The organism is Clostridium sp. X, assembly GCF_055755365.1.
This window is the reverse complement of sequence record NZ_CM146912.1, coordinates 1,304,374-1,322,611: the sequence shown is the minus strand read 5'-3', so window position 1 is coordinate 1,322,611 and position 18,238 is coordinate 1,304,374. Positions and strand designations below refer to the sequence as shown.

The 18,238-nt window shown below is 29.2% G+C and carries 24 protein-coding genes; 8 read left to right on the top strand and 16 right to left on the bottom strand.

Annotated elements, in window-relative coordinates; genetic code table 11:
- Positions 1-22: 22 nt before the first annotated feature.
- From ACX0KU_RS06750 to ACX0KU_RS06735, 4 genes are all read right to left on the bottom strand, one after another.
- A complete protein-coding gene (locus ACX0KU_RS06750) occupies positions 23-1,456 on the bottom strand; it encodes an FAD-dependent oxidoreductase (RefSeq protein ID WP_472992104.1) in 1,434 nt (477 codons plus the stop codon).
- A 161-nt stretch (positions 1,457-1,617) separates the two neighbouring features.
- Complete coding sequence (locus ACX0KU_RS06745; RefSeq protein ID WP_472992103.1) at positions 1,618-1,878, bottom strand: FmdB family zinc ribbon protein; 261 nt, start codon at positions 1,876-1,878, stop codon at positions 1,618-1,620.
- Between the two features lie 47 nt (positions 1,879-1,925).
- Positions 1,926-2,492: a glycerol-3-phosphate responsive antiterminator gene (locus ACX0KU_RS06740; protein ID WP_472992102.1), complete on the bottom strand. Its 567-nt coding sequence runs from the start codon at positions 2,490-2,492 to the stop codon at positions 1,926-1,928.
- Positions 2,493-2,635: 143 nt separating this feature from the next.
- Positions 2,636-3,607, bottom strand: a complete 972-nt coding sequence (locus ACX0KU_RS06735) for an HD-GYP domain-containing protein (protein ID WP_472992415.1) — start codon at positions 3,605-3,607, stop codon at positions 2,636-2,638.
- A 190-nt stretch (positions 3,608-3,797) separates the two neighbouring features.
- Here ACX0KU_RS06735 and ACX0KU_RS06730 point away from each other — a divergent pair, with 190 nt between their 5' ends.
- Positions 3,798-4,487, top strand: coding sequence for a peroxiredoxin (locus ACX0KU_RS06730; protein ID WP_472992101.1), 690 nt, complete (start codon positions 3,798-3,800; stop codon positions 4,485-4,487).
- 33 nt (positions 4,488-4,520) lie between these two features.
- Here the strand turns inward: ACX0KU_RS06730 and ACX0KU_RS06725 are convergent, their stop codons facing one another.
- The 5 genes from ACX0KU_RS06725 to ACX0KU_RS06705 all read right to left on the bottom strand — a co-directional run bounded on the left by ACX0KU_RS06725 (position 4,521) and on the right by ACX0KU_RS06705 (position 9,072).
- The gene (locus tag ACX0KU_RS06725; protein ID WP_472992100.1) at positions 4,521-6,332 is read right to left on the bottom strand and encodes a MutS family DNA mismatch repair protein; all 1,812 of its coding nucleotides are present in this window, start codon (positions 6,330-6,332) and stop codon (positions 4,521-4,523) included.
- Between the two features lie 47 nt (positions 6,333-6,379).
- Complete coding sequence (locus ACX0KU_RS06720; RefSeq protein ID WP_472992099.1) at positions 6,380-6,883, bottom strand: TspO/MBR family protein; 504 nt, start codon at positions 6,881-6,883, stop codon at positions 6,380-6,382.
- 70 nt (positions 6,884-6,953) lie between these two features.
- On the bottom strand, positions 6,954-7,415 hold the full coding sequence (locus tag ACX0KU_RS06715) for a metallophosphoesterase family protein (RefSeq protein ID WP_472992098.1): 462 nt from the start codon (positions 7,413-7,415) through the stop codon (positions 6,954-6,956).
- A gap of 20 nt (positions 7,416-7,435) precedes the next feature.
- Positions 7,436-7,636: a DUF4250 domain-containing protein gene (locus ACX0KU_RS06710; RefSeq protein ID WP_472992097.1), complete on the bottom strand. Its 201-nt coding sequence runs from the start codon at positions 7,634-7,636 to the stop codon at positions 7,436-7,438.
- A 98-nt stretch (positions 7,637-7,734) separates the two neighbouring features.
- Positions 7,735-9,072 (bottom strand): amino acid permease, encoded by a 1,338-nt coding sequence (locus ACX0KU_RS06705; RefSeq protein ID WP_472992096.1) that lies wholly within the window; start codon positions 9,070-9,072, stop codon positions 7,735-7,737.
- Between the two features lie 247 nt (positions 9,073-9,319).
- Between ACX0KU_RS06705 and ACX0KU_RS06700 the strand changes: the two genes are divergently transcribed.
- Positions 9,320-9,484, top strand: coding sequence for a hypothetical protein (locus ACX0KU_RS06700; protein WP_472992095.1), 165 nt, complete (start codon positions 9,320-9,322; stop codon positions 9,482-9,484).
- Positions 9,485-9,556: 72 nt separating this feature from the next.
- On the opposite strand, the gene ACX0KU_RS06695 is transcribed toward ACX0KU_RS06700, so the two are convergent.
- Positions 9,557-9,949 carry a bacteriohemerythrin gene (locus tag ACX0KU_RS06695; RefSeq protein WP_472992094.1) on the bottom strand — a complete coding sequence of 131 codons (393 nt, stop codon included), beginning with the start codon at positions 9,947-9,949 and terminating at the stop codon, positions 9,557-9,559.
- Between the two features lie 286 nt (positions 9,950-10,235).
- Between ACX0KU_RS06695 and ACX0KU_RS06690 the strand changes: the two genes are divergently transcribed.
- On the top strand, positions 10,236-10,769 hold the full coding sequence (locus ACX0KU_RS06690; protein ID WP_472992093.1) for a hypothetical protein: 534 nt from the start codon (positions 10,236-10,238) through the stop codon (positions 10,767-10,769).
- 15 nt (positions 10,770-10,784) lie between these two features.
- On the top strand, positions 10,785-11,252 hold the full coding sequence (locus ACX0KU_RS06685) for a GerW family sporulation protein (RefSeq protein WP_472992092.1): 468 nt from the start codon (positions 10,785-10,787) through the stop codon (positions 11,250-11,252).
- 53 nt (positions 11,253-11,305) lie between these two features.
- Here ACX0KU_RS06685 and ACX0KU_RS06680 read toward each other — a convergent pair whose 3' ends face one another.
- Positions 11,306-11,845 carry a carbonic anhydrase gene (locus tag ACX0KU_RS06680; RefSeq protein WP_472992091.1) on the bottom strand — a complete coding sequence of 180 codons (540 nt, stop codon included), beginning with the start codon at positions 11,843-11,845 and terminating at the stop codon, positions 11,306-11,308.
- Positions 11,846-12,088: 243 nt separating this feature from the next.
- Here ACX0KU_RS06680 and ACX0KU_RS06675 point away from each other — a divergent pair, with 243 nt between their 5' ends.
- Positions 12,089-12,457, top strand: coding sequence for a hypothetical protein (locus ACX0KU_RS06675; RefSeq protein WP_472992090.1), 369 nt, complete (start codon positions 12,089-12,091; stop codon positions 12,455-12,457).
- A complete protein-coding gene (locus tag ACX0KU_RS06670) occupies positions 12,454-13,953 on the top strand; it encodes a sensor histidine kinase (protein WP_472992089.1) in 1,500 nt (499 codons plus the stop codon). The genes ACX0KU_RS06675 and ACX0KU_RS06670 overlap by 4 nt, the downstream gene beginning before the upstream one ends.
- A 75-nt stretch (positions 13,954-14,028) precedes the next feature.
- Here the strand turns inward: ACX0KU_RS06670 and ACX0KU_RS06665 are convergent, their stop codons facing one another.
- Entirely contained in the window at positions 14,029-14,229 is a 201-nt protein-coding gene (locus ACX0KU_RS06665; protein WP_472992088.1) for a cold-shock protein, read from the bottom strand.
- A gap of 197 nt (positions 14,230-14,426) precedes the next feature.
- Positions 14,427-14,552 carry a hypothetical protein gene (locus ACX0KU_RS06660; RefSeq protein ID WP_472992087.1) on the bottom strand — a complete coding sequence of 42 codons (126 nt, stop codon included), beginning with the start codon at positions 14,550-14,552 and terminating at the stop codon, positions 14,427-14,429.
- A gap of 490 nt (positions 14,553-15,042) precedes the next feature.
- Here ACX0KU_RS06660 and ACX0KU_RS06655 point away from each other — a divergent pair, with 490 nt between their 5' ends.
- Together ACX0KU_RS06655 and ACX0KU_RS06650 are read left to right on the top strand one after the other, a co-directional pair.
- Positions 15,043-16,260 carry a transposase gene (locus ACX0KU_RS06655; RefSeq protein WP_472989904.1) on the top strand — a complete coding sequence of 406 codons (1,218 nt, stop codon included), beginning with the start codon at positions 15,043-15,045 and terminating at the stop codon, positions 16,258-16,260.
- Positions 16,261-16,404: 144 nt separating this feature from the next.
- A complete protein-coding gene (locus ACX0KU_RS06650; RefSeq protein ID WP_472992086.1) occupies positions 16,405-17,037 on the top strand; it encodes a DUF488 domain-containing protein in 633 nt (210 codons plus the stop codon).
- A gap of 52 nt (positions 17,038-17,089) precedes the next feature.
- On the opposite strand, the gene ACX0KU_RS06645 is transcribed toward ACX0KU_RS06650, so the two are convergent.
- The 3 genes from ACX0KU_RS06645 to ACX0KU_RS06635 all read right to left on the bottom strand — a co-directional run bounded on the left by ACX0KU_RS06645 (position 17,090) and on the right by ACX0KU_RS06635 (position 18,190).
- Positions 17,090-17,254 carry a hypothetical protein gene (locus ACX0KU_RS06645; RefSeq protein WP_472992085.1) on the bottom strand — a complete coding sequence of 55 codons (165 nt, stop codon included), beginning with the start codon at positions 17,252-17,254 and terminating at the stop codon, positions 17,090-17,092.
- Positions 17,255-17,376: 122 nt separating this feature from the next.
- Positions 17,377-17,535 carry a lmo0937 family membrane protein gene (locus tag ACX0KU_RS06640; protein WP_472992084.1) on the bottom strand — a complete coding sequence of 53 codons (159 nt, stop codon included), beginning with the start codon at positions 17,533-17,535 and terminating at the stop codon, positions 17,377-17,379.
- 85 nt (positions 17,536-17,620) lie between these two features.
- Positions 17,621-18,190: a rhomboid family intramembrane serine protease gene (locus tag ACX0KU_RS06635; RefSeq protein ID WP_472992083.1), complete on the bottom strand. Its 570-nt coding sequence runs from the start codon at positions 18,188-18,190 to the stop codon at positions 17,621-17,623.
- Positions 18,191-18,238: the final 48 nt, after the last annotated feature.

Below are 18,238 nucleotides of genomic sequence, written 5' to 3'. Positions count from 1 at the left end.
CATCCTTAAGTAATAATAGCCCTTAAATCTCTTTATTTTTTCCTACTAATATTCTTGAGTTTCCACCGAATTTAGTTACTTCTGTTTCCTCTATATTTAGCGCTCTTGCTAGAATAGAAACTATCTTTGTAGAGCAAAAACCTGACTGGCATCTTCCCATACCAGCTCTAGTTCTTCTTTTAACTCCATCTAAGTCTGTAGCTCCAAGTGGTCTTCTTATAGCACTTAGTATTTCTCCTTCAGTGACAGTTTCACATCTACAGATCATTTTTCCATAAGATGAATCTTCTTTTATAAGTTCTCTTCTTTCTTCATTGTTCATTTCTCTAAACTTTGGAACCCCATGTCTTATAGGATTAAAGCTTTCGTTTTTAGTAGGATTAAGTTTATCTACTACTATTCCTTCAACCATCTGTGCAATAGCTGGTGTACTTGAAAGTCCAGGCGATTCAATTCCAGCCACATTTATAAAGCCCTTAACATCTTCTGACTCACCAATTATAAAATCATCTGCCGCACTGTGAGCTCTAAGTCCTGAAAAGGATGTTATAATTTGTCTCATAGGAACTTCTCTTAAAGTACTCTTAGCTTTTGTAAGTATTTCTTCAAGGCCTTCTTGTGTAGTATTTACATCTAACTTATTATCAATATCTATTGCATTAGGGCCTATGAGAAGATTCCCATCTACCGTTGGAGTAACAAGGACTCCCTTACCAAACTTAGTTGGAAGCTGAAATAGTGTTCTTGTAGCCATGTTTCCTACTGATTTATCAAATAAACAGTACTCCCCTTTTCTTGCTTTTATATCTATCTTGTTTTTGCTAATCATATTATTTAAATTATCAGCGAACAATCCTGCTGCGTTAATAACTATACTACTTTCAACTTTTCCTTTAGTTGTATCTAATAAAAAACCTGACTGAATCTTTTTGATGCCCTTAACTTCACAATTCAGCTTAAACTCTACTCCATTTGCATGAGCATTCTCAGCATATCCTATTGTCATTTCATAAGGACAGACAATTCCACCTGTCGGAGCATATAATGCTGCTACTATCCCATCATTTAAGCTAGGCTCAAGTTCTGATAGCCTTTTCTTATCTAATATCTCTATATTTGGTACTCCATTATTTTCACCTTTTTGTTTTAACTCTTCAAGTTTCTCTACATCTTCTTCATTTGAGCATAGTACTAAAGATCCATTTCTCTTAAAAGGAAAATCTAATTCTTTTGATAATCTATCAAACATGGCGTTTCCTTTAGCATTTAATTTTCCCTTTAGGCTTTCTGGCTTTGCATCAAAACCAGCATGGACTATTCCACTGTTTGCTTTTGAAGTTCCTACAGCTAAATCCGACCCCTTCTCAAGTACGCATATTTTTAAGTTATATTTTGATACTTCTCTAGCAATACTACAACCTATTACTCCAGCTCCTACAATTACAACATCAAACATACTATACCTCCCCCTGCAAAACAAAAAAGAGCCACAATTTTAAAGGGGTTTATCCCTTTAAAACTATGGCTCTCTATACTCTGCCTTAACTATTAATTTATAATATTATTATAGCACTAGCTATATTTTTGTCAATGAATATATAAAAATATTATGTACCATTACTGTAACTTCTTTTTACACTCTGGACAGCGTGTTAGCTTTTTAGGCTCTATTCTGCTGTCAAATACATGTTTACAAGCAGGACATTTATACTGCTTTTCAAGAAAAATTCCTATTGCTATAAACATAGCTGCTACTGCATATCTCTCTATTCCCTTTAATATAAGTATAGGTACAATAGCAGACATAAGTATTACAAACCCTGCTTCTTTATACTTTACTGCCATTTTAAACTGTTGCTGTATTCTTTCATCATTCATTTTATCCACCTCATCTTCTTTATGTTAATTAACATAATAGTATATAATTACATCTCCCAAATTTCTTCCTTACTAGTAGATATACCTACTGCTCCTGACTTAATGCTTTGGATAACATCTTCCTTATCCATTATTAGTCCTCCAACAATTATAGGTATATTAACTTCATCAAAAATCCTCTTAGTTACCTTTGGCATAATTCCTGGCATAATCTCTACAGCATCAGGTCTTATAGCTTTTATAGAATTTATCCCACTATCTAAAGATAAGTTATCTATAATAAATAACCTTTGAATAGTGAAAATGCCCATGTCTTTAGCTATCTTTATAAGATTTGACTTAGTAGTTATAATACCATCAGGTTTTACTATATTATTTATGTGTCTTAGTGCAAAGGCATCCCTTGCAAAACCTTCCATTAAATCTATATGTATATATATACTTTTCCCTGCGTCTCTAACTTTTTTAGCTATTTCTTCTATATTACATATATTTCCCTTTAATAAAAAAATAACTTCACATGGAGATTCAATAGCTTTTTCTAAATGATTTATATCTTTTACAGCTGCAATTACTGGACTAATGCTTAACTTACTATAAAATTCATTTTTCATTTTTTCACTCCCAATGTTTAACTTTAATATTTATTATATCAGATTGCTGAGCAATTTAGTATTATATAATTAGGAAAAATAATGTAAATAAGTTAGCCATCAACTATATTTAATTGATGGCTAACTTATTTAATTTTATAATCTTATAAAATTACATCCTCAATGAACACAGTTAAGCTTTGTAATAAATTATAGAAATTATACTTACCATTTTCCTTCACCTGAATAATGGGTCTCGTTGCTGCTTCTTTATTTTGAGCTATTACAACCCCTTCTAACCCGTTATTTAATCTAACTGGGAGACCATTAGGATAACAGTAAATTGAGTTTACAAAGTCTCTATAAATATCATCATCATATGCCTCTATAGCTTTAGCAGTAATCTTTTCTATAGCAACATGAGGTAAAATTCCACTCTCATCCTCTATATATTTCATATAAGAATTACATATACTTACAATCTTAGAAAATTCAAATATTTTATCTCCTTTTAACCCTATAGGTCCCGTTCCATCTTTTTTCTCATAAAGCTCATATATACACATGTAAGATAATGGGCTAAATAAAGTATTACTCTTTACAAGTTTATACCCTACTTCCGTATGCTCTTTTCCTTCAACAAAAAGCTTTCCTATATCATGTAGCAAAGCGCCTATTCCCAGAAATAATAGTTTCTTTTCATTTAATTTCCTTCTTGTTCCAAGCATAAGCGATAAAACTGTTACATTAAAGGAATGTAACGTTAATTTTGCAATATCATCTTTAGGAATTAAGTTATTTAATATAACCGCATTTTCAGATAAATTGATATTTTCAATTGCTCCATTTACAACTTCTACTACCTTATTATAATTTACTGTTTTACTTTTTTTTGCCTCTTCAAAAACTTCTCTTATAGATTTTAATAATCCTAATTTAACAGTTGTAGGTATTACCTCTTGTAAAATGATCTCATCATTTCCATCATCTATATAAATAGTATTGATACCTATATTACTTAGCCTTTTAATAATAGATTGACTTAAAGTACTTCCTTGTCTTAAAAACATGACACCATCTTCTGTATAAATACTGCTACCTAGAATTTCTCCAACTAATTTATTATTTAATATCACTAACTTCAAATCTAATCATCCTTTCACCTGTGCCATAATAACTAAATATAGATAGAGTTTTAAGAATTTAATATTACACACTAGTATACCATAATAAATCTCGTATAAAAATATTGTTAGTATTAATTTATGTAGCCTTTTGTTCATACTTACATATACTATAATGTATTATTTTTAAGGAGAACACTATATGGACTTATATAATCAAAATATTAGAAATTGCGTTCCCCAACTTGGGACAAAAGCTCCGGAGTTTGCTGCTGTAACTACCTTCGGAACTATTAAACTATCAGACCTTCGTGGAAAATGGATAATTTTATTCTCTCACCCTTCAGATTTCACTCCTGTTTGTACTACAGAAATCATAGCATTTGCTCAATACTACTCTTACTTTACTGAAAGAAATGTGGAACTCATAGGTTTAAGTATTGACAGTAATTCCTCACATTTAGAATGGGTCCATAATATTTATAAAAATACTGGTATTGAAATACCCTTTCCTATTATAGAAGATATAAGCATGAAAATTTCTAATCTTTATGGAATGCTTTCTCCTTCTGTTAGCAATACTCAAACTGTTAGAAGTGTATTTATTATTGATGATAGTCAAATCATCAGAACTATACTTCACTATCCTATGTCTATAGGCCGAAATATTCCAGAGATTCTAAGGGTAATCGATGCCCTCCAGACTGTAGATCGCGAAAACGTTGTAACTCCAGCAAATTGGACTCCTGGTCAACCTGTAGTTATCCCTCCCCCTAAAACATATCAACAATTAAAAGAACGTATTAAAAATAAAGAAAATTATTCATGTACAGATTGGTATTTATGCTTTAAAGACTTAAGTAACTCTCTAAACAAACCAAAAAATGATTAATATTTTAGCCAAGCATCCGGCTTGGCTAAAATATTAGTTTATATCCACATCAATACCAACCATTTTAATTAGATATAGTGCATTACGAGTAGTAGATACCCCTGGACGAAGTTTATAGTCAAAATATATTTCATTATTTTTGTAATATTCTCTAAAGTGATAGTTCTTAACTTTTCCTCCACTTTCTTTTTCTAACTCTCCTAATTCTAGATCATGAGTAGAAACCATGCCAAGTTCTCCGAATTTTCTCATACTCTCTATTAAAACCTTAGCTCCTATATGTCTATCCATAGAGTTTGTTCCTTTAAATATCTCATCAAGCAGAAAAAATATTTGTTCATCCTTTTTAGTAGCTTCTACTATTTTCTTTATTCTTAAAAGTTCTGCATAGAAAGAAGAGACACTTTTCTCTAAATCATCACTTACTCTCATACAGGTATAAATGTTCATTATTGAACAAGTAAAGCTCTTGGCAAAAACGGGAGCCCCTATATATGAAAGAACTAAATTTATTCCGGCTGTTCTAAGCAGGGTACTCTTACCGGACATGTTAGACCCTGTTATTAATAAAATCGGATCTATTTTTCCCATTTTAAAACTATTTGTTATCCTATCTCCAGTTAGTAGTGGATGGCCCATTTCTTCCGCTGATAATATAGATATGCCTTCAGCAATCTTAGGCATAACCCATTCTTCATTATCATATTTTATATTAGATAGACTAATTAATTCTTCTATATTCCCAATGGCTTCTAACCAATTCTGTAGATGTCTGCCTGATTCATTTTTCCATTTTTCTAAGGCTATCATACATTGATAATCCCATAATAGTAATATATTCATTATTATATAATATTGATTTTTCCTGTTATTTATCATATCTGAAATACTGGCTAACTTTTTTATTTGAATAGATGAAGTCAGTCCATTGTTACTTATTATGTTACTCTTAATATTTTTTAAGTATTTTGATTTAAATTGACGCTTCTCCAATATCTTAAGCATTCCATAATATGCTCTAATACTTTCTTTATATTTATCCACCTTAACAAGGGTGTTAGTTCTCTCCTCATTCTTCCACATAAGTATTAATATATTGATTGCTATAGCAATGGTTGGTATATAATAAGGTATGTTTCTATTTACAAAAGGTAGCGATACTATAATTACTGTAAATACAGGAATCACTCTTGCCACAACTAGTATACTAAATCTCTTATAGAATGATTTTGTATTTCTAGACCATTCTAGTAACTCCTGAATATCCTTAACACTATTTGGTGTAACCAGTGCCTCTGATATAAATTCTTGACGCCAATCTAAGTCATCAGCAAGTTCACTAATCCCTTCTTGCCTTTCTCTTATTTCATCTGCACTTTTATATGGATTTTCCAGAACACTCTTAAGCTTTTGTCTACCTAAATAAGTTACTGTAGTATTTATCCACTGAAACAGAGATCCTCTTCCGAATATATCTAAATCCTTAGAATACTCGTGTTCATCATCTATAAATTCTTCACCAGAGTCCTTAAAACTCTTCCAGTCACCATGGATTCTCTTAATAGATGAATCATTTATATTATACAGAGCCTCTGAATAACTTTTTTGTTCTATAATCTTGTTATGTTTTATTACTAGATATATAAAACTGCATAAAAAAATCAGTGCTGTTAAAGCTCCAATATAATAACTTTTAATTATATAAAAATATAATGCTAATACTACCCCAGCTAGAAATACTAACAATCTTAAATTACTAATAAATCTAATTTTGTTATTCTGCTTTTTAAGTAAACCTTCATAATACTTTTTTCGTTTATTATATTCTTCTTTAGGACTTCCCAAATTTTACTCCTCCTTGTAACTCCACTTCTATTTAATTATATTATATTTTATAATAACGCTTCATTTAATAACCATATCACATAATTTAAAACTCCTGAAAAAGAGATCCATAAAATATATGGTATCATCATAAAAGCAGCTTTTTTATCTATCTTAAAAAACTTAAAGGTAGTAATTAATACAAAAATTAGTGATAATATTAATTCTATAGTTGCTAGTCCATAAAGTGTACACTTAAAAAATATAATTGCCCAAAGAAGGTTTAGAACTAATTGAATCGAATATAGCTTTAAAGCTTTTCTTGAACTTTGTTCATTCTTACCTTTAACCCATATTCTATAAGCTGCTAACGCCATAAAAAGAAAAAGAATACTCCATACAATAGGAAATATCCAAATAGGAGGTGAAAAAATTGCCTTTTTAAGACTTTGGTACATCTTTTGACTTTCAATTCCTAAAAATATATTTAATGCACTAACTCCTTCTGAAAGTAGAATACTTATAAAGAGTGCTCCTATATTTCTCTTTCCATCTACTTTTAATATATTCATATCATAACCCCTTTTTATGTTATTGTAGTACTATTATAGTAACTATTAGTTATGATTATGAATACTATATCTATAATTCTATTATATTAGCTTTAACTTCTTTATTTTCTATATCAATCTTTGCAATTGAGATAGGTAAACTAAATCTTTTGGGTCCTGCACTTCCAGGATTTAAATACAAAACATTTCCTTTTTTACTTATGGCAGGTTTATGAGAATGCCCCGTTATAACTACACTAAATCCAGCAGTTTCTGGATCTAAATCTAATTCATCTATATTATGTAGTATGTATATTAATGTATCTTCTATTTCTACAACATGATTTTTAGGAAATACTTCTTTTAATTCTCCCTTATCACAGTTTCCTATAACACAATGAACTGTCGCAATCTTTTTAAGTTCCTCAATAACTTCTATCTTTCCAATATCTCCTGCATGTATAATTAAGTCTGACCCTTTAAGAGCTTCTAATGCCTCCTCTCTTATAAGACTATGAGTATCTGAAATTACTCCTATACTATATTTAATCAATAGTTCTCACTCCTAATTTCCTACACCTCTACACTAATAAATTGATTAATGTTTTTATTATATTTATAACCTATTGACTTAAGTTTATTTTCTATATCAAATTCATCTATATCATATTCCTTACATAGATCCTCAAGACTTCTAAATTCATCGCGTAATTTCATATTTATTAGACTTAGCAATATATTTTTGTCCATTGCCATAAGTTGTTCTCTGTTCATATTGTTTAATCACTCCTATCAAATTGGAATAAGCTCTAAAATCTTGATGGGTAGTTTTGCTCCCTCTGAATTCTAGAACTGAAAATACTCTGCTTATTCTAAATAGTCTTCTTTATTTTATCTCTAAAAATAAAGTATATTAAAGAGTATAATACCACTAATGCTAACCCAGCTAATAATCCTAGTCCTTGACCCTCGATAAAAGGCATAGAAGCTATAATTATAATTACTACTATTATTGAAATCCATGATGTATATGGATATCCTGGAAATCTACATTTTCCCTTAGGGGGACAACCATTTTGTCTACGAAATTTATTATGAGTAATTAAAATTATAAAGTACGTAAATAAAAGAGCGAATCCACCTGAGCTTATTAGAAAAATATATACTTGCTTTGGTAGCATAAAGCCTAATCCTAAAGCAATAAGCATAGCTATTCCCGAAAATATAATTCCTCTATATGGCACATCAGTATTATCTTTTAATATTTTAGGCGCATATCCTTCTTCTGCTAAAGAACGCATCATTCTTCCAAGTCCAAACATTGCAGCTAACATAGTAGATAGTATGGCAATAACTAATATGATGTTCATGACTCCCGCTGCCCAATTCACTCCTCCTAATTGTAACGCTTCTACAAATGGACTAACCTCTTCTGTTACTTTATTAATATGAATTAGTGGTAAAAGTAGTGCAATTGCAAAAGAATATAATCCAACTAATCCTACAACAGTATAAGTTATAGCTTTAGGTATAGTAGTATGTGGATCTTTTGCCTCCGAGGATGCAAGGCCAATAACCTCAAAACCAGCATAAGTAAACATTACAATTAGTGCACTTCCAAACACCCCTGATATTCCTGTTGGAAATAAGGCTTCCTGTTTTAAGGTTTCTAAGCCTACGGTAGCAGTACTTTTCATTACTCCTGTAAGTAACGCAATAGCTATACATATAAAGCCTACAATAGCGAAGAACTTAATAGCCGCAAGTCCGCTTTCTAACTTACTCAGCTTCTCTGCTCCTAATAAGTTTAATAAAGTTACAATTATAATTACAATACTTCCTAATATAGGCAGAGACATATTTGTAAACCACACCCTAAAAAATACGGATACAGCTGTGGCTTCACTTGACATTGCTAAAATTAATCCCGTCCAATAAACCCATCCTACAACAAATCCAACTCCTGGACCAAAAGCTTTTTCTGCAAAAGCTCTAAAAGAACCTGGATTTTGATCTGCTACTGTCATTTCTGATAATGCATATAGTATAAAATAAACAAGTAATCCTACAAATAAATATACTACTATAATAGAAGGTCCAGCAGCCCTTATTCCAATTGCTGTTCCTAAAAAGAAAGATCCTCCAATTACTGTTCCTAAAGCCATCATAGCAAGTTGTATTGCAGATAATCCTTTTTCTCCATGTTTCATTAAATAAGTTCCTCCTATTTTTAAATAACATAATCTATACATACTTTATAATATCACTGCTGCTATTTTACCCAATTTTACATATACATATTTTATAAAAGCTTAAATATAATTAGAAATAAATTTTCCCTGTAAATCACTTATAAACTAATACCATAATTTACTATGAAAATTTTACTTCTAAACTTCTTTACTAATGCGTATAAGTAAATTATGTAACTATAATTTGTTAATAGGAGGATAATGTATGAGTATTTACGAATTTAAAAACAGATTAATCCTTATAAAAGATTTTATTATAAAAATGAATAATGAAACTATACCTGCAAGTATACAGAGAATATTTATAAAAATCTATGCAAATGATCTTAAGCTAAATCTTACAGATAGAATGCTTGATGATATTATATAAAATAAGGTTTCGAGATTAGCTAACAATCATCATTTATTGTTAATTAATCCGGAAACCTTATATTTTTTAAAATTAATATGGAACAGCAAACTTATCTTTTTGTAATATATGTCCATCAATCCATTTAAAAACCATTGTCATTAGCTCTACTATATATTCTTCTTGAGAATCATCTATATTCTTTAAATCAATATCGTTAAGTTTTTTAATAAAATCATCATGTTCTACTTTGTGTGAAAAAAAAGTTGTACATTTTTTTTGGAGTAAATGTTGTTCTTCTGTTTGAAAATGAAATATCGTATATTCTTTAAGTTCTATAATTATTTCTAAAATTTTATCGTATTTATCAACATACATTTTGTTTTTAAGAAGTTCATAAGCTCTGTTACCAATTTCAAATAGTTTTTTGTGCTGATTATCTATAAGTTCTACCCCAGTTTCATAATTTTCATTCCATTTAAACATTTTATCCCCCCTACAAAAACTATTATAATATTTTCTTAACCATTAAGTTACTATAAAGTATAATTATATCATCAATTATTCTAACTATTTCTTATTAATTTAATATTAAATATTCTTAATATCAAATTATTCTCTTTTATGTTTTTAAAATTTATTCAATCACAAAAATTTACATGCAATATAAATTATATATATTTATGGATAATTTACAACTAATACTTTAAATCATAATTCTCATACTATATATACAAGGAAAATCCTTTGTATGTATTGGAGATGCATATTTATGTATATTTTTACAATTATACTAGCTTTAATTTTATTAATGATAGTTCTATTAGTTATATTTCCATTAAAAGTTGCATTTACAACTAATTCTAAGAGACTACCAGATTTTCAAATTGTATTTTCCTGGTTAAATCCTTTTATTACAGGAACTTTAGTTCCAGAAAATAATGAGCTTATACTTTCAATAAATCTCTTTAAAAGAAGAGTTTTATGTAAAAGGCTTAAAAACAAAAATATTGAATATATGGATAAGGTAAATCTTATAAAGAGTCTGAAGCTTAATCATGTTCAAATTAAAACATCCTATGGATTTGAAGACATCTCTATTACAGGAGTAACATGTGCAGCTATTAATATACTATCTCAATATATTAAACTAGATAGTCTATATAATAATCCTGATTTTACTGCTGAATATGATTATTTTGAATTAGATGGGATTCTAGAAATGGATATTTTATCATTATTTTCAACACTAATAAAATTTGATACAGATAATAACGTTACAAAAAACTTACATCCAATCAAATAAAAGGAGGAAATTATTATGAACGCACGCACAGATTTTACACAAAATATGGATACATTGTTTTCAGATCTTCAAAACTTTACGAAAACAGAGTCTGTTCTTGGAAACCCATTAGTTGTAGGTGATAAAACATTGGTTCCTGTAATGTCAGTAACTTTAGGCTACGGAAGTGCAGGGATGGGAACTAAAGTTGAACAAACAGCAGCTAGTAATGCTTCAAACGGAATAGGTTTAGGCGCTAAAATTTCTACAAGTGCTGTTGTAGTTGTAGAACAAAATGGAGTATCTATGCTTCCTGTATCTGAAAAAGGTAACATGGGTCAACTAATAGATAAAGTACCACAAGTATTTTCCTCACTGACACAAGGAGCTAGTAACTTAAGTGGAATGCAAGGTCAACAAAATCCACTACAAGGTTCAGTTCAAGGTATGACAGGCGGTCAATCACAAAATAATGAAAGTAGTGAAAATAAGCAAAATAAATAATATACTATAGCATAATAAAACCCCATAGCTATATGGGGTTTTATTATGAATTACTATTCATTAACTAAATACAACTTATTATCATCAACATTATATAATAACGGAGCAACTAAAACATTTGGATACTTTATTCTTAATCTCTTTGCTTCACTTAAAACAAAATCTATTTCATTCCCTATTTCAAACATAGGAGCAAAATGCATAAAATGTTCCTCAGCGCTTTGTTTTTCCCATCCTGCATTGTTAACTAATCCCTCAATAAACTTGTCTTTCTTTGATGCTAAATCCACCATTCCACAATTATTATGTCCAATAAGTGCTATAGCTTTTACCCCACCTACTGCTATAGCATAAGAAACTTTAAATTCGCTATATCTTAGATTTCCTCCTCCTGATCGAATAATAAAGGAAAAGTTATCTGGAATTACAAGGTGTTTACGATTATCCATACACATTCCCACTAATAATTCAGCTTTTGAATATGTTTCATGAGGGTAATTTAGGTTGTGATACTTTAGTAATGCTTCTATAGGTGTATTTCTGTACTTCTCAAAAACATCTTCTTCTCTTGACACTTTCATTAATCTTTCCATAAGTCCTCCTATTTGCAATAAATATAGTATTTCTTTATTTTTTAAATTAATTTCATTTTAATCGTATAAATATACACTATAAATAAATCACATCAAACAATATAGCATATCAAAAAAATATATTGTGTATAATTATACTACACTCTCATCATTAATCCTATATATTTTTAAAAATTTTATAGCCTTAAATAACCAACATTGCTATAATTATTTTATTTATATAATCTTAGGAGTAGTGTACACATGAAGAAAAATAAAATACGAAGTAAAATGATTATCTTAATATTTATTACCCTAATTCCTCTTCTCTTACTTAAAGCTATAGAAATAAAAAATACCTTTAAACTCAACATAGAAGCAGAGTTAAAATCAAATCAAGAATTTGCCCAAGCAATTGATATATCCTTTATGAATTTCCTAACTAGAACTTGGACAAATCAGTACGCAATAGGCATGGCTATCGCTACTAACCCCCAATGGAAAGAAGCTGATATAACAAAGTATTTAGAAAGCATTCTTCCTCAAGATAACATAGTTATAAGATACTCATGGATTGATTCTAAAGCTAATGTAATCTCTAGTACTCTTCCAGAGCTAATAGGGAAAACATGAGCTATAGAGAATATGTACAAGATATATTAAACGGAAGTGAAAAAAGCATAGGTAACTTACGTCCTGAATTTAATAATAAAAACTTAATAATACCCTTATCAAGACAAATCAAAATTAATAATGAGATAAAATGTATTTTAGTTGCCATAATAGATGTAGATAGTCTACAGTCTATTTTCCCTATAAAAAGGTTAGGAAAAAATAGTAACTTTGGATTAATTGATAAAAACGCAAATCTTGTTTACTCGAATATAAATATAGACCTTCCCCTTGAGAAAAGAACACTCAAAGAAGATTCTCCTTCTAGAAAAGCACTTAAGAGTAAAGTTATAAAAACTTATTCTAGATACTCAGACTTTGATGGAATTGAAAAGATGGGAATTGATTATCCTATCTCTGAGATTGGATGGAGCTGTTTTGTTACCACTTCTACGAAGGAGCTCTTATCAGATGAAATAAACGCTCTACGAAAAGATATCTGTTTATTTTCAGTAGTATATATTATGTCTTTTTTAATAGCAATTATCCTCGGAAATCGTTTTCTAGTATCCGTTAAAAAGCTTCAGAGGGTGTCCCAAGAAATTATTAATGGAAACCTTCATGCAAAAGTTAATTTTCCTAAAGACCATGATTTCTCTGATATAGGCGAAGCCTTTGATAGCATAACATATAGCTTAAATAAAAAGTTAGCAGAAGTGGAGGAATATGATAAATTAAAAACTCAGTTTTTATCAACTATGTCCCATGAACTAAAAACCCCATTAAACATCATTCTAGGTTGTGTGCAGTTAATGGAAAAACTAGATATTAATAAAGATTCCTTTACTAATTCTTTTACAAAATACTTAAAAATGCAGAGACAAAATAGCTATAGGTTACTAAGATTAATTAATAATCTAATCGATTTTAATAAAGCTGAAGTAAATTACTTTAATATACATCCTATTAATGCTAATATCGTAGAGGTAGTTGAAGACATTACTCTCTCCATTGTTGAATACACATCACTAAAGAATATAAATCTTATATTCGATACAGAGGTTGAAGAAAAAATAATGGCATTTGACTTAGATATGATTGAAAGAATTATGCTGAATCTATTATCAAATGCAATAAAATTCACAAATGAAACCGGAACTATAGAGGTAAATGTATACGATAAGAATCAAAGTGTTATTATATCTGTCAAAGATACTGGTATAGGAATTCCAGAAGATAAACTTCTATCAATTTTTGATAGATTTACTCAAGTTGATAATACGCTTAGACGAAAATCTGAAGGCTCTGGTATTGGTTTATCCCTAGTTAGATCCCTTATAGAACTACATGACGGAACTATATATGTAAAAAGCAAGCTAAATAAAGGTAGCGAATTTGTCATTGAACTTCCAGCAAAGCTTGTAGATGAAGATTCTACAGTTCCTGATGCAAAAATCATATCAAATGTAGAGAGAATACACATTGAATTTTCAGATATATATATTAATAAAGAATAGTATTAAAAAAAAGTGATATTCATAAGAATATCACTTTTAGCTGTCTATGTTTCAAATAATCTATTTGAATACTAATTATAGTTTTGTTACGTTAGCAGCTTGAGGTCCTCTAGCTCCTTGAGTTACTTCGAACTCAACTCTTTGACCTTCTTCTAAAGCTTTGAATCCTTCTCCTTGGATAGCTGAGAAGTGTACAAATACGTCATCTTCGTTTTCTACTGATATAAATCCAAATCCTTTTTCTGCGTTAAACCATTTTACTGTTCCTGTTTTCATCTTAAAATCCTCCTAAAAATTTCTCTTAATATATGAACAAAGATCTTGCAACCATAAAAGTCATAATATTTTACATATTATACTTTTAAGATATAAAAATCAATGAACAAACAAATTGAGTTTATTATTCTATATGCAGAATATCCTATTTAACAAAAGTTTAAATAAAATTTCTTACATAATGTAATAAATAAAGACTAAATCTTAGTTTCTAACTGAATATCATACAAATCTAATTCTTTAATACAAAGAACTTGAATCATAAACCAAAAACAATCTCTTCCTACTTGATACATTGATTCTTTAAAACCAAGTTCATACATTTAATGGAGGATACTTGTAATGCTTATAACTTGAAACAGCTAGTGCTAAGTTTTAGTTCAAAATTTACATGTATTATGCTTTTGCGAAACTTATTTATTTCACTTTGCTATGTATAGTGTACAATGACATGTAGTAAATTAATGTTATCATAAGGTGAATACTTTTGTCAATAAATAAGTATTTTCTGCTTTTTATAAGATATTGATATTAACTTTATCTCATCTTTTATTATTATCACCATATTTTTTTAATATATTCATAAAATATTAAATAATAATGATTCCTTGTAACATTATTATAAGTATAAATATTTATAAAAAATCTAATTCTAAATATATCTTACTGTAAATTTATATAGATGAGCAAATTTCATATTTTTAAATAGTTGATATAACTAATTTTTTTATAAATCAAAAAGGAGATTCACCCCAAATTGTTGAATATATTAAGTGCAAGCAAAATCACCAACAAAAGGAGTGAACCTCACTTATGTATATTCAACAACAATGTCTATTATCCTTTGAGGAAATTATAAAATATCAACCAAAAACAAAATTAGAGTTGATTCTTGCTCAATTAGATTTTACTAATATCTTGAATTTTTTATCTCCTAAAAGCGCTATGCGCGGCCCGAAAGGGCGGAATCCTTTAACTTTGTTATATTCATTAATTGCAATGCAGTTAGAGCAAATTAAAACAGTGAAAAAACTAGTCGATAGACTTAAAACAGATCCTGTTTTCAGATATACCTGCGGTATTAACATTTTGGATACTGTACCTTCTGCCTCAACATTTAGTAGATTTTTAGATAAAATATCTAGCACTAATGAGCTTGAAAGAGATTTTGAAGCTCTTATATTTAAAGCAAAAGAATTAAACATTATTGATGGTAAAAATGTTGCTATAGATTCTACTAAGTTAAATGCTTATGAAAAATCTAAACCATCATCTAAGCTTAAAAATGATGGAGTTTCTCCTAACTGGGGAGCTAAAAATGATACAGATGGCAATAAAATAAAGTGGTTTGGATTTAAATTACACATACTTGCTGACTGCAAAAGTGAATTGCCATTAAGCATATTACTAAGTCCTGCTAGTTATAATGATGGAGATATAGCTTTACCGATAATAGCTAAATTTAAAAACACCTATGGTCCGACATTTAAACCAGTGAATTACATTATGGATTCAGGCTATGACTATAAAAAAGTCTATGATTACATCACTCATATTATTAAAGCTCAACCTATAATAGCATTGAATACTAGAGGAGCATATGCCCCACCAGAAGGAATGAATGAGAACTTTCATCCAATATGCTCTCTTGGATATCCATTAGCGTATTGGGGAAAGGATGGAAACTATTTAAAGTTTAGATGTCCTCATGCAACTGATAAAGTAAACTGTCCCTCCGGGATGAAATGGTGTAGTAATTCTAATTATGGTCTATGCTATAAAGTAAATTATAAAAAAGAGAACAGATTTTATAGCTATCCTTTAAGAGATTCAAAAAAATGGCAAGATGTTTACAATAAAAGAAGCTCTATTGAAAGATGTAACTCTCGCTTAAAGGAATATCTGAGCACTGATAATATCCGTTCCAAAGGAATCCGTAAGGCTAAAATATTTGCTTTATTAAATTGTATTACATTAGTAGCAGCTACTATTGCAATTAATCAGCCTGACGGCTTAAAGAAAGTAGCGTAAAATAATTTTCAAAAATTAATAGGTTATCCACAGGCACGGTAGTGCTTAGCTTTGCTATTATCTTTTTTAGTGTTTTTAGTAATTTATTTTTATGAGTATTTAAAATCTAATTGTGCAATTTGCTCAGATAGGAGATTTGCTATTATGAAGGAGATTTATACAATAGGTCACTCTTCTCATACTAGCGACTACTTTTTACACCTTCTTAGAAAATTTAATATTAATTCTGTAGTTGATATAAGAAGTGTACCATTCTCTAAATATGTTCCTAATTTTAATAAAAATGAAATTAAAAACTTTTTAAATCTTAATCATATTTATTATGTTTACATGGCAAGAGAATTCGGTCTTATTCAAGAAGATTCTAAGCTATTTCACCCTGACGGATATTTAGATTTTAATAAATTAAGTGAAACCGAATTCTTTATTAAAGGTATAAATAGACTAAAATCTGGTGTTGATAATGGCTATAAGATAGCTATTATGTGTGCTGAAAAGGATCCACTTGATTGCCATCGTAGTATTTTAATCTCACCTATATTAGTAAGTGAAGGGTATTCTGTAGTTCATATACTTCCAGATGGGAAGAGAGAGACTCATTCTGAGTTAGAAGATAGACTTTTAAGATTATATTTTCCACAAACTCCTCAACAAAATTTCTTTCACGTAATAGAAGGAGAAAATAATACTAAAAACTTGATAAATTTATCTTATGCTCTAAGAAATAAAGATTTAATGTACAAATCAAAAATTACTAAATCATTAAAATTAAACTAACGGTGAGTTACAAATCCTCACCGTTAGTTTTTTTCTTATTATATTATTTAAATTACTCTTGATCATTTATGATCTGTATCATATCTTCCATAACTTTTATTCTTGCTGTAACTTCTGGATAATCCATGTAACCTTCCCCATACTGATACTCCATACTCTTTTTAAACTCTTCTATCTCTTCTTTAAGTAATGCTATTCTTATCTCTTTGCTAGCCATTTATTATCTCCTTATAAAATCAATAATTTTATTATATGTATATACTCTATAGTATATTATTTTTAGTAAGCTTGTATATAAAAAAAATAAAAAACTGTTGGCAAAATGCCAACAGTTTTTTATCAAGTTCTATCTTTTTTTCTTCCAGTTAAAACATCATAAATAAATACTATAGCTGCAACTACTAGTAACCAATGTATTAGTGTTCCACCTATTCTAAATATTAATCCTAAAGCCCAAAAGAATACTACAATTCCACCTATCCAACGTAATAATCCCATTGTTGTCGCCTCCTACTTTTAAGAGAATTAAACCTTTTTTATTAGTGTTTAATTATATTGTGCACTTATATCCTTTATTTATTCATTATTTTCTTGTTCCCCTTTTATATCCAAAAATCCCTCCACATAATCCTCCAATTATATGAGTGACTTGGGATATATTGTCCTGAAGGAATATTCCACTTACTACTTCTTTACCAATAAAAATTATAACTACTATTACAAGCGTAAGAGGTATTCTTCCAAGCTCTGCATTAGCAAACGAACTTAATAGAATCATCATAAACACAATACCGCTGGCTCCAAGTAAAGCCGTATCAAATAGTATTATATTTAGAAGTCCAGTTATAAATGCTGTAGCTAAAATTATTTGAAATATAATTTTAGATCCGTACTTTTCTTCTAACATAGGGCCTAAAAGTAAGATAATTAAAAAATTACCACTATAATGCTGCCAATTAGCATGACCTAGAATATGGGTAAATAATCGAATATATTGCAGAGGATCTAAAAATGAAGTTTTATAATTTGAAAATAAAAATCTAGTGCTATTTTGGTTTGTAATCATGCCTAGCAATAATACTCCAAGGGATGCAAATGAAAATGTCAAAGTTACTGGGGCATTATATTGAAATTTTCTTAATTGTTTTTCCATCTTTTATCTCCTTAACTATCATGTATTTTTATACAATATAAGATAATA

Excerpts from the sequence above, each read along its gene's own strand:
- ACX0KU_RS06705 (WP_472992096.1), bottom strand. The coding sequence starts at position 9,072 with ATGAAACATGGAGAAAAAGGATTATCTGCAATACAACTTGCTATGATG.
- ACX0KU_RS06750 (WP_472992104.1), bottom strand. The coding sequence starts at position 1,456 with ATGTTTGATGTTGTAATTGTAGGAGCTGGAGTAATAGGTTGTAGTATT.
- ACX0KU_RS06720 (WP_472992099.1), bottom strand. The coding sequence starts at position 6,883 with ATGAATATATTAAAAGTAGATGGAAAGAGAAATATAGGAGCACTCTTT.
- ACX0KU_RS06635 (WP_472992083.1), bottom strand. The coding sequence starts at position 18,190 with ATGGAAAAACAATTAAGAAAATTTCAATATAATGCCCCAGTAACTTTG.
- ACX0KU_RS06690 (WP_472992093.1), top strand. The coding sequence starts at position 10,236 with ATGTATATTTTTACAATTATACTAGCTTTAATTTTATTAATGATAGTT.
- ACX0KU_RS06685 (WP_472992092.1), top strand. The coding sequence starts at position 10,785 with ATGAACGCACGCACAGATTTTACACAAAATATGGATACATTGTTTTCA.
- ACX0KU_RS06680 (WP_472992091.1), bottom strand. The coding sequence starts at position 11,845 with ATGGAAAGATTAATGAAAGTGTCAAGAGAAGAAGATGTTTTTGAGAAG.
- ACX0KU_RS06730 (WP_472992101.1), top strand. The coding sequence starts at position 3,798 with ATGGACTTATATAATCAAAATATTAGAAATTGCGTTCCCCAACTTGGG.
- ACX0KU_RS06745 (WP_472992103.1), bottom strand. The coding sequence starts at position 1,878 with ATGAATGATGAAAGAATACAGCAACAGTTTAAAATGGCAGTAAAGTAT.
- ACX0KU_RS06670 (WP_472992089.1), top strand. The coding sequence starts at position 12,454 with ATGAGCTATAGAGAATATGTACAAGATATATTAAACGGAAGTGAAAAA.
- ACX0KU_RS06740 (WP_472992102.1), bottom strand. The coding sequence starts at position 2,492 with ATGAAAAATGAATTTTATAGTAAGTTAAGCATTAGTCCAGTAATTGCA.
- ACX0KU_RS06640 (WP_472992084.1), bottom strand. The coding sequence starts at position 17,535 with ATGGGATTATTACGTTGGATAGGTGGAATTGTAGTATTCTTTTGGGCT.
- ACX0KU_RS06695 (WP_472992094.1), bottom strand. The coding sequence starts at position 9,949 with ATGTTTAAATGGAATGAAAATTATGAAACTGGGGTAGAACTTATAGAT.
- ACX0KU_RS06665 (WP_472992088.1), bottom strand. The coding sequence starts at position 14,229 with ATGAAAACAGGAACAGTAAAATGGTTTAACGCAGAAAAAGGATTTGGA.
- ACX0KU_RS06660 (WP_472992087.1), bottom strand. The coding sequence starts at position 14,552 with ATGTATGAACTTGGTTTTAAAGAATCAATGTATCAAGTAGGAAGAGAT.
- ACX0KU_RS06710 (WP_472992097.1), bottom strand. The coding sequence starts at position 7,636 with ATGAACAGAGAACAACTTATGGCAATGGACAAAAATATATTGCTAAGT.
- ACX0KU_RS06675 (WP_472992090.1), top strand. The coding sequence starts at position 12,089 with ATGAAGAAAAATAAAATACGAAGTAAAATGATTATCTTAATATTTATT.
- ACX0KU_RS06645 (WP_472992085.1), bottom strand. The coding sequence starts at position 17,254 with ATGGCTAGCAAAGAGATAAGAATAGCATTACTTAAAGAAGAGATAGAA.
- ACX0KU_RS06650 (WP_472992086.1), top strand. The coding sequence starts at position 16,405 with ATGAAGGAGATTTATACAATAGGTCACTCTTCTCATACTAGCGACTAC.
- ACX0KU_RS06655 (WP_472989904.1), top strand. The coding sequence starts at position 15,043 with ATGTATATTCAACAACAATGTCTATTATCCTTTGAGGAAATTATAAAA.
- ACX0KU_RS06700 (WP_472992095.1), top strand. The coding sequence starts at position 9,320 with ATGAGTATTTACGAATTTAAAAACAGATTAATCCTTATAAAAGATTTT.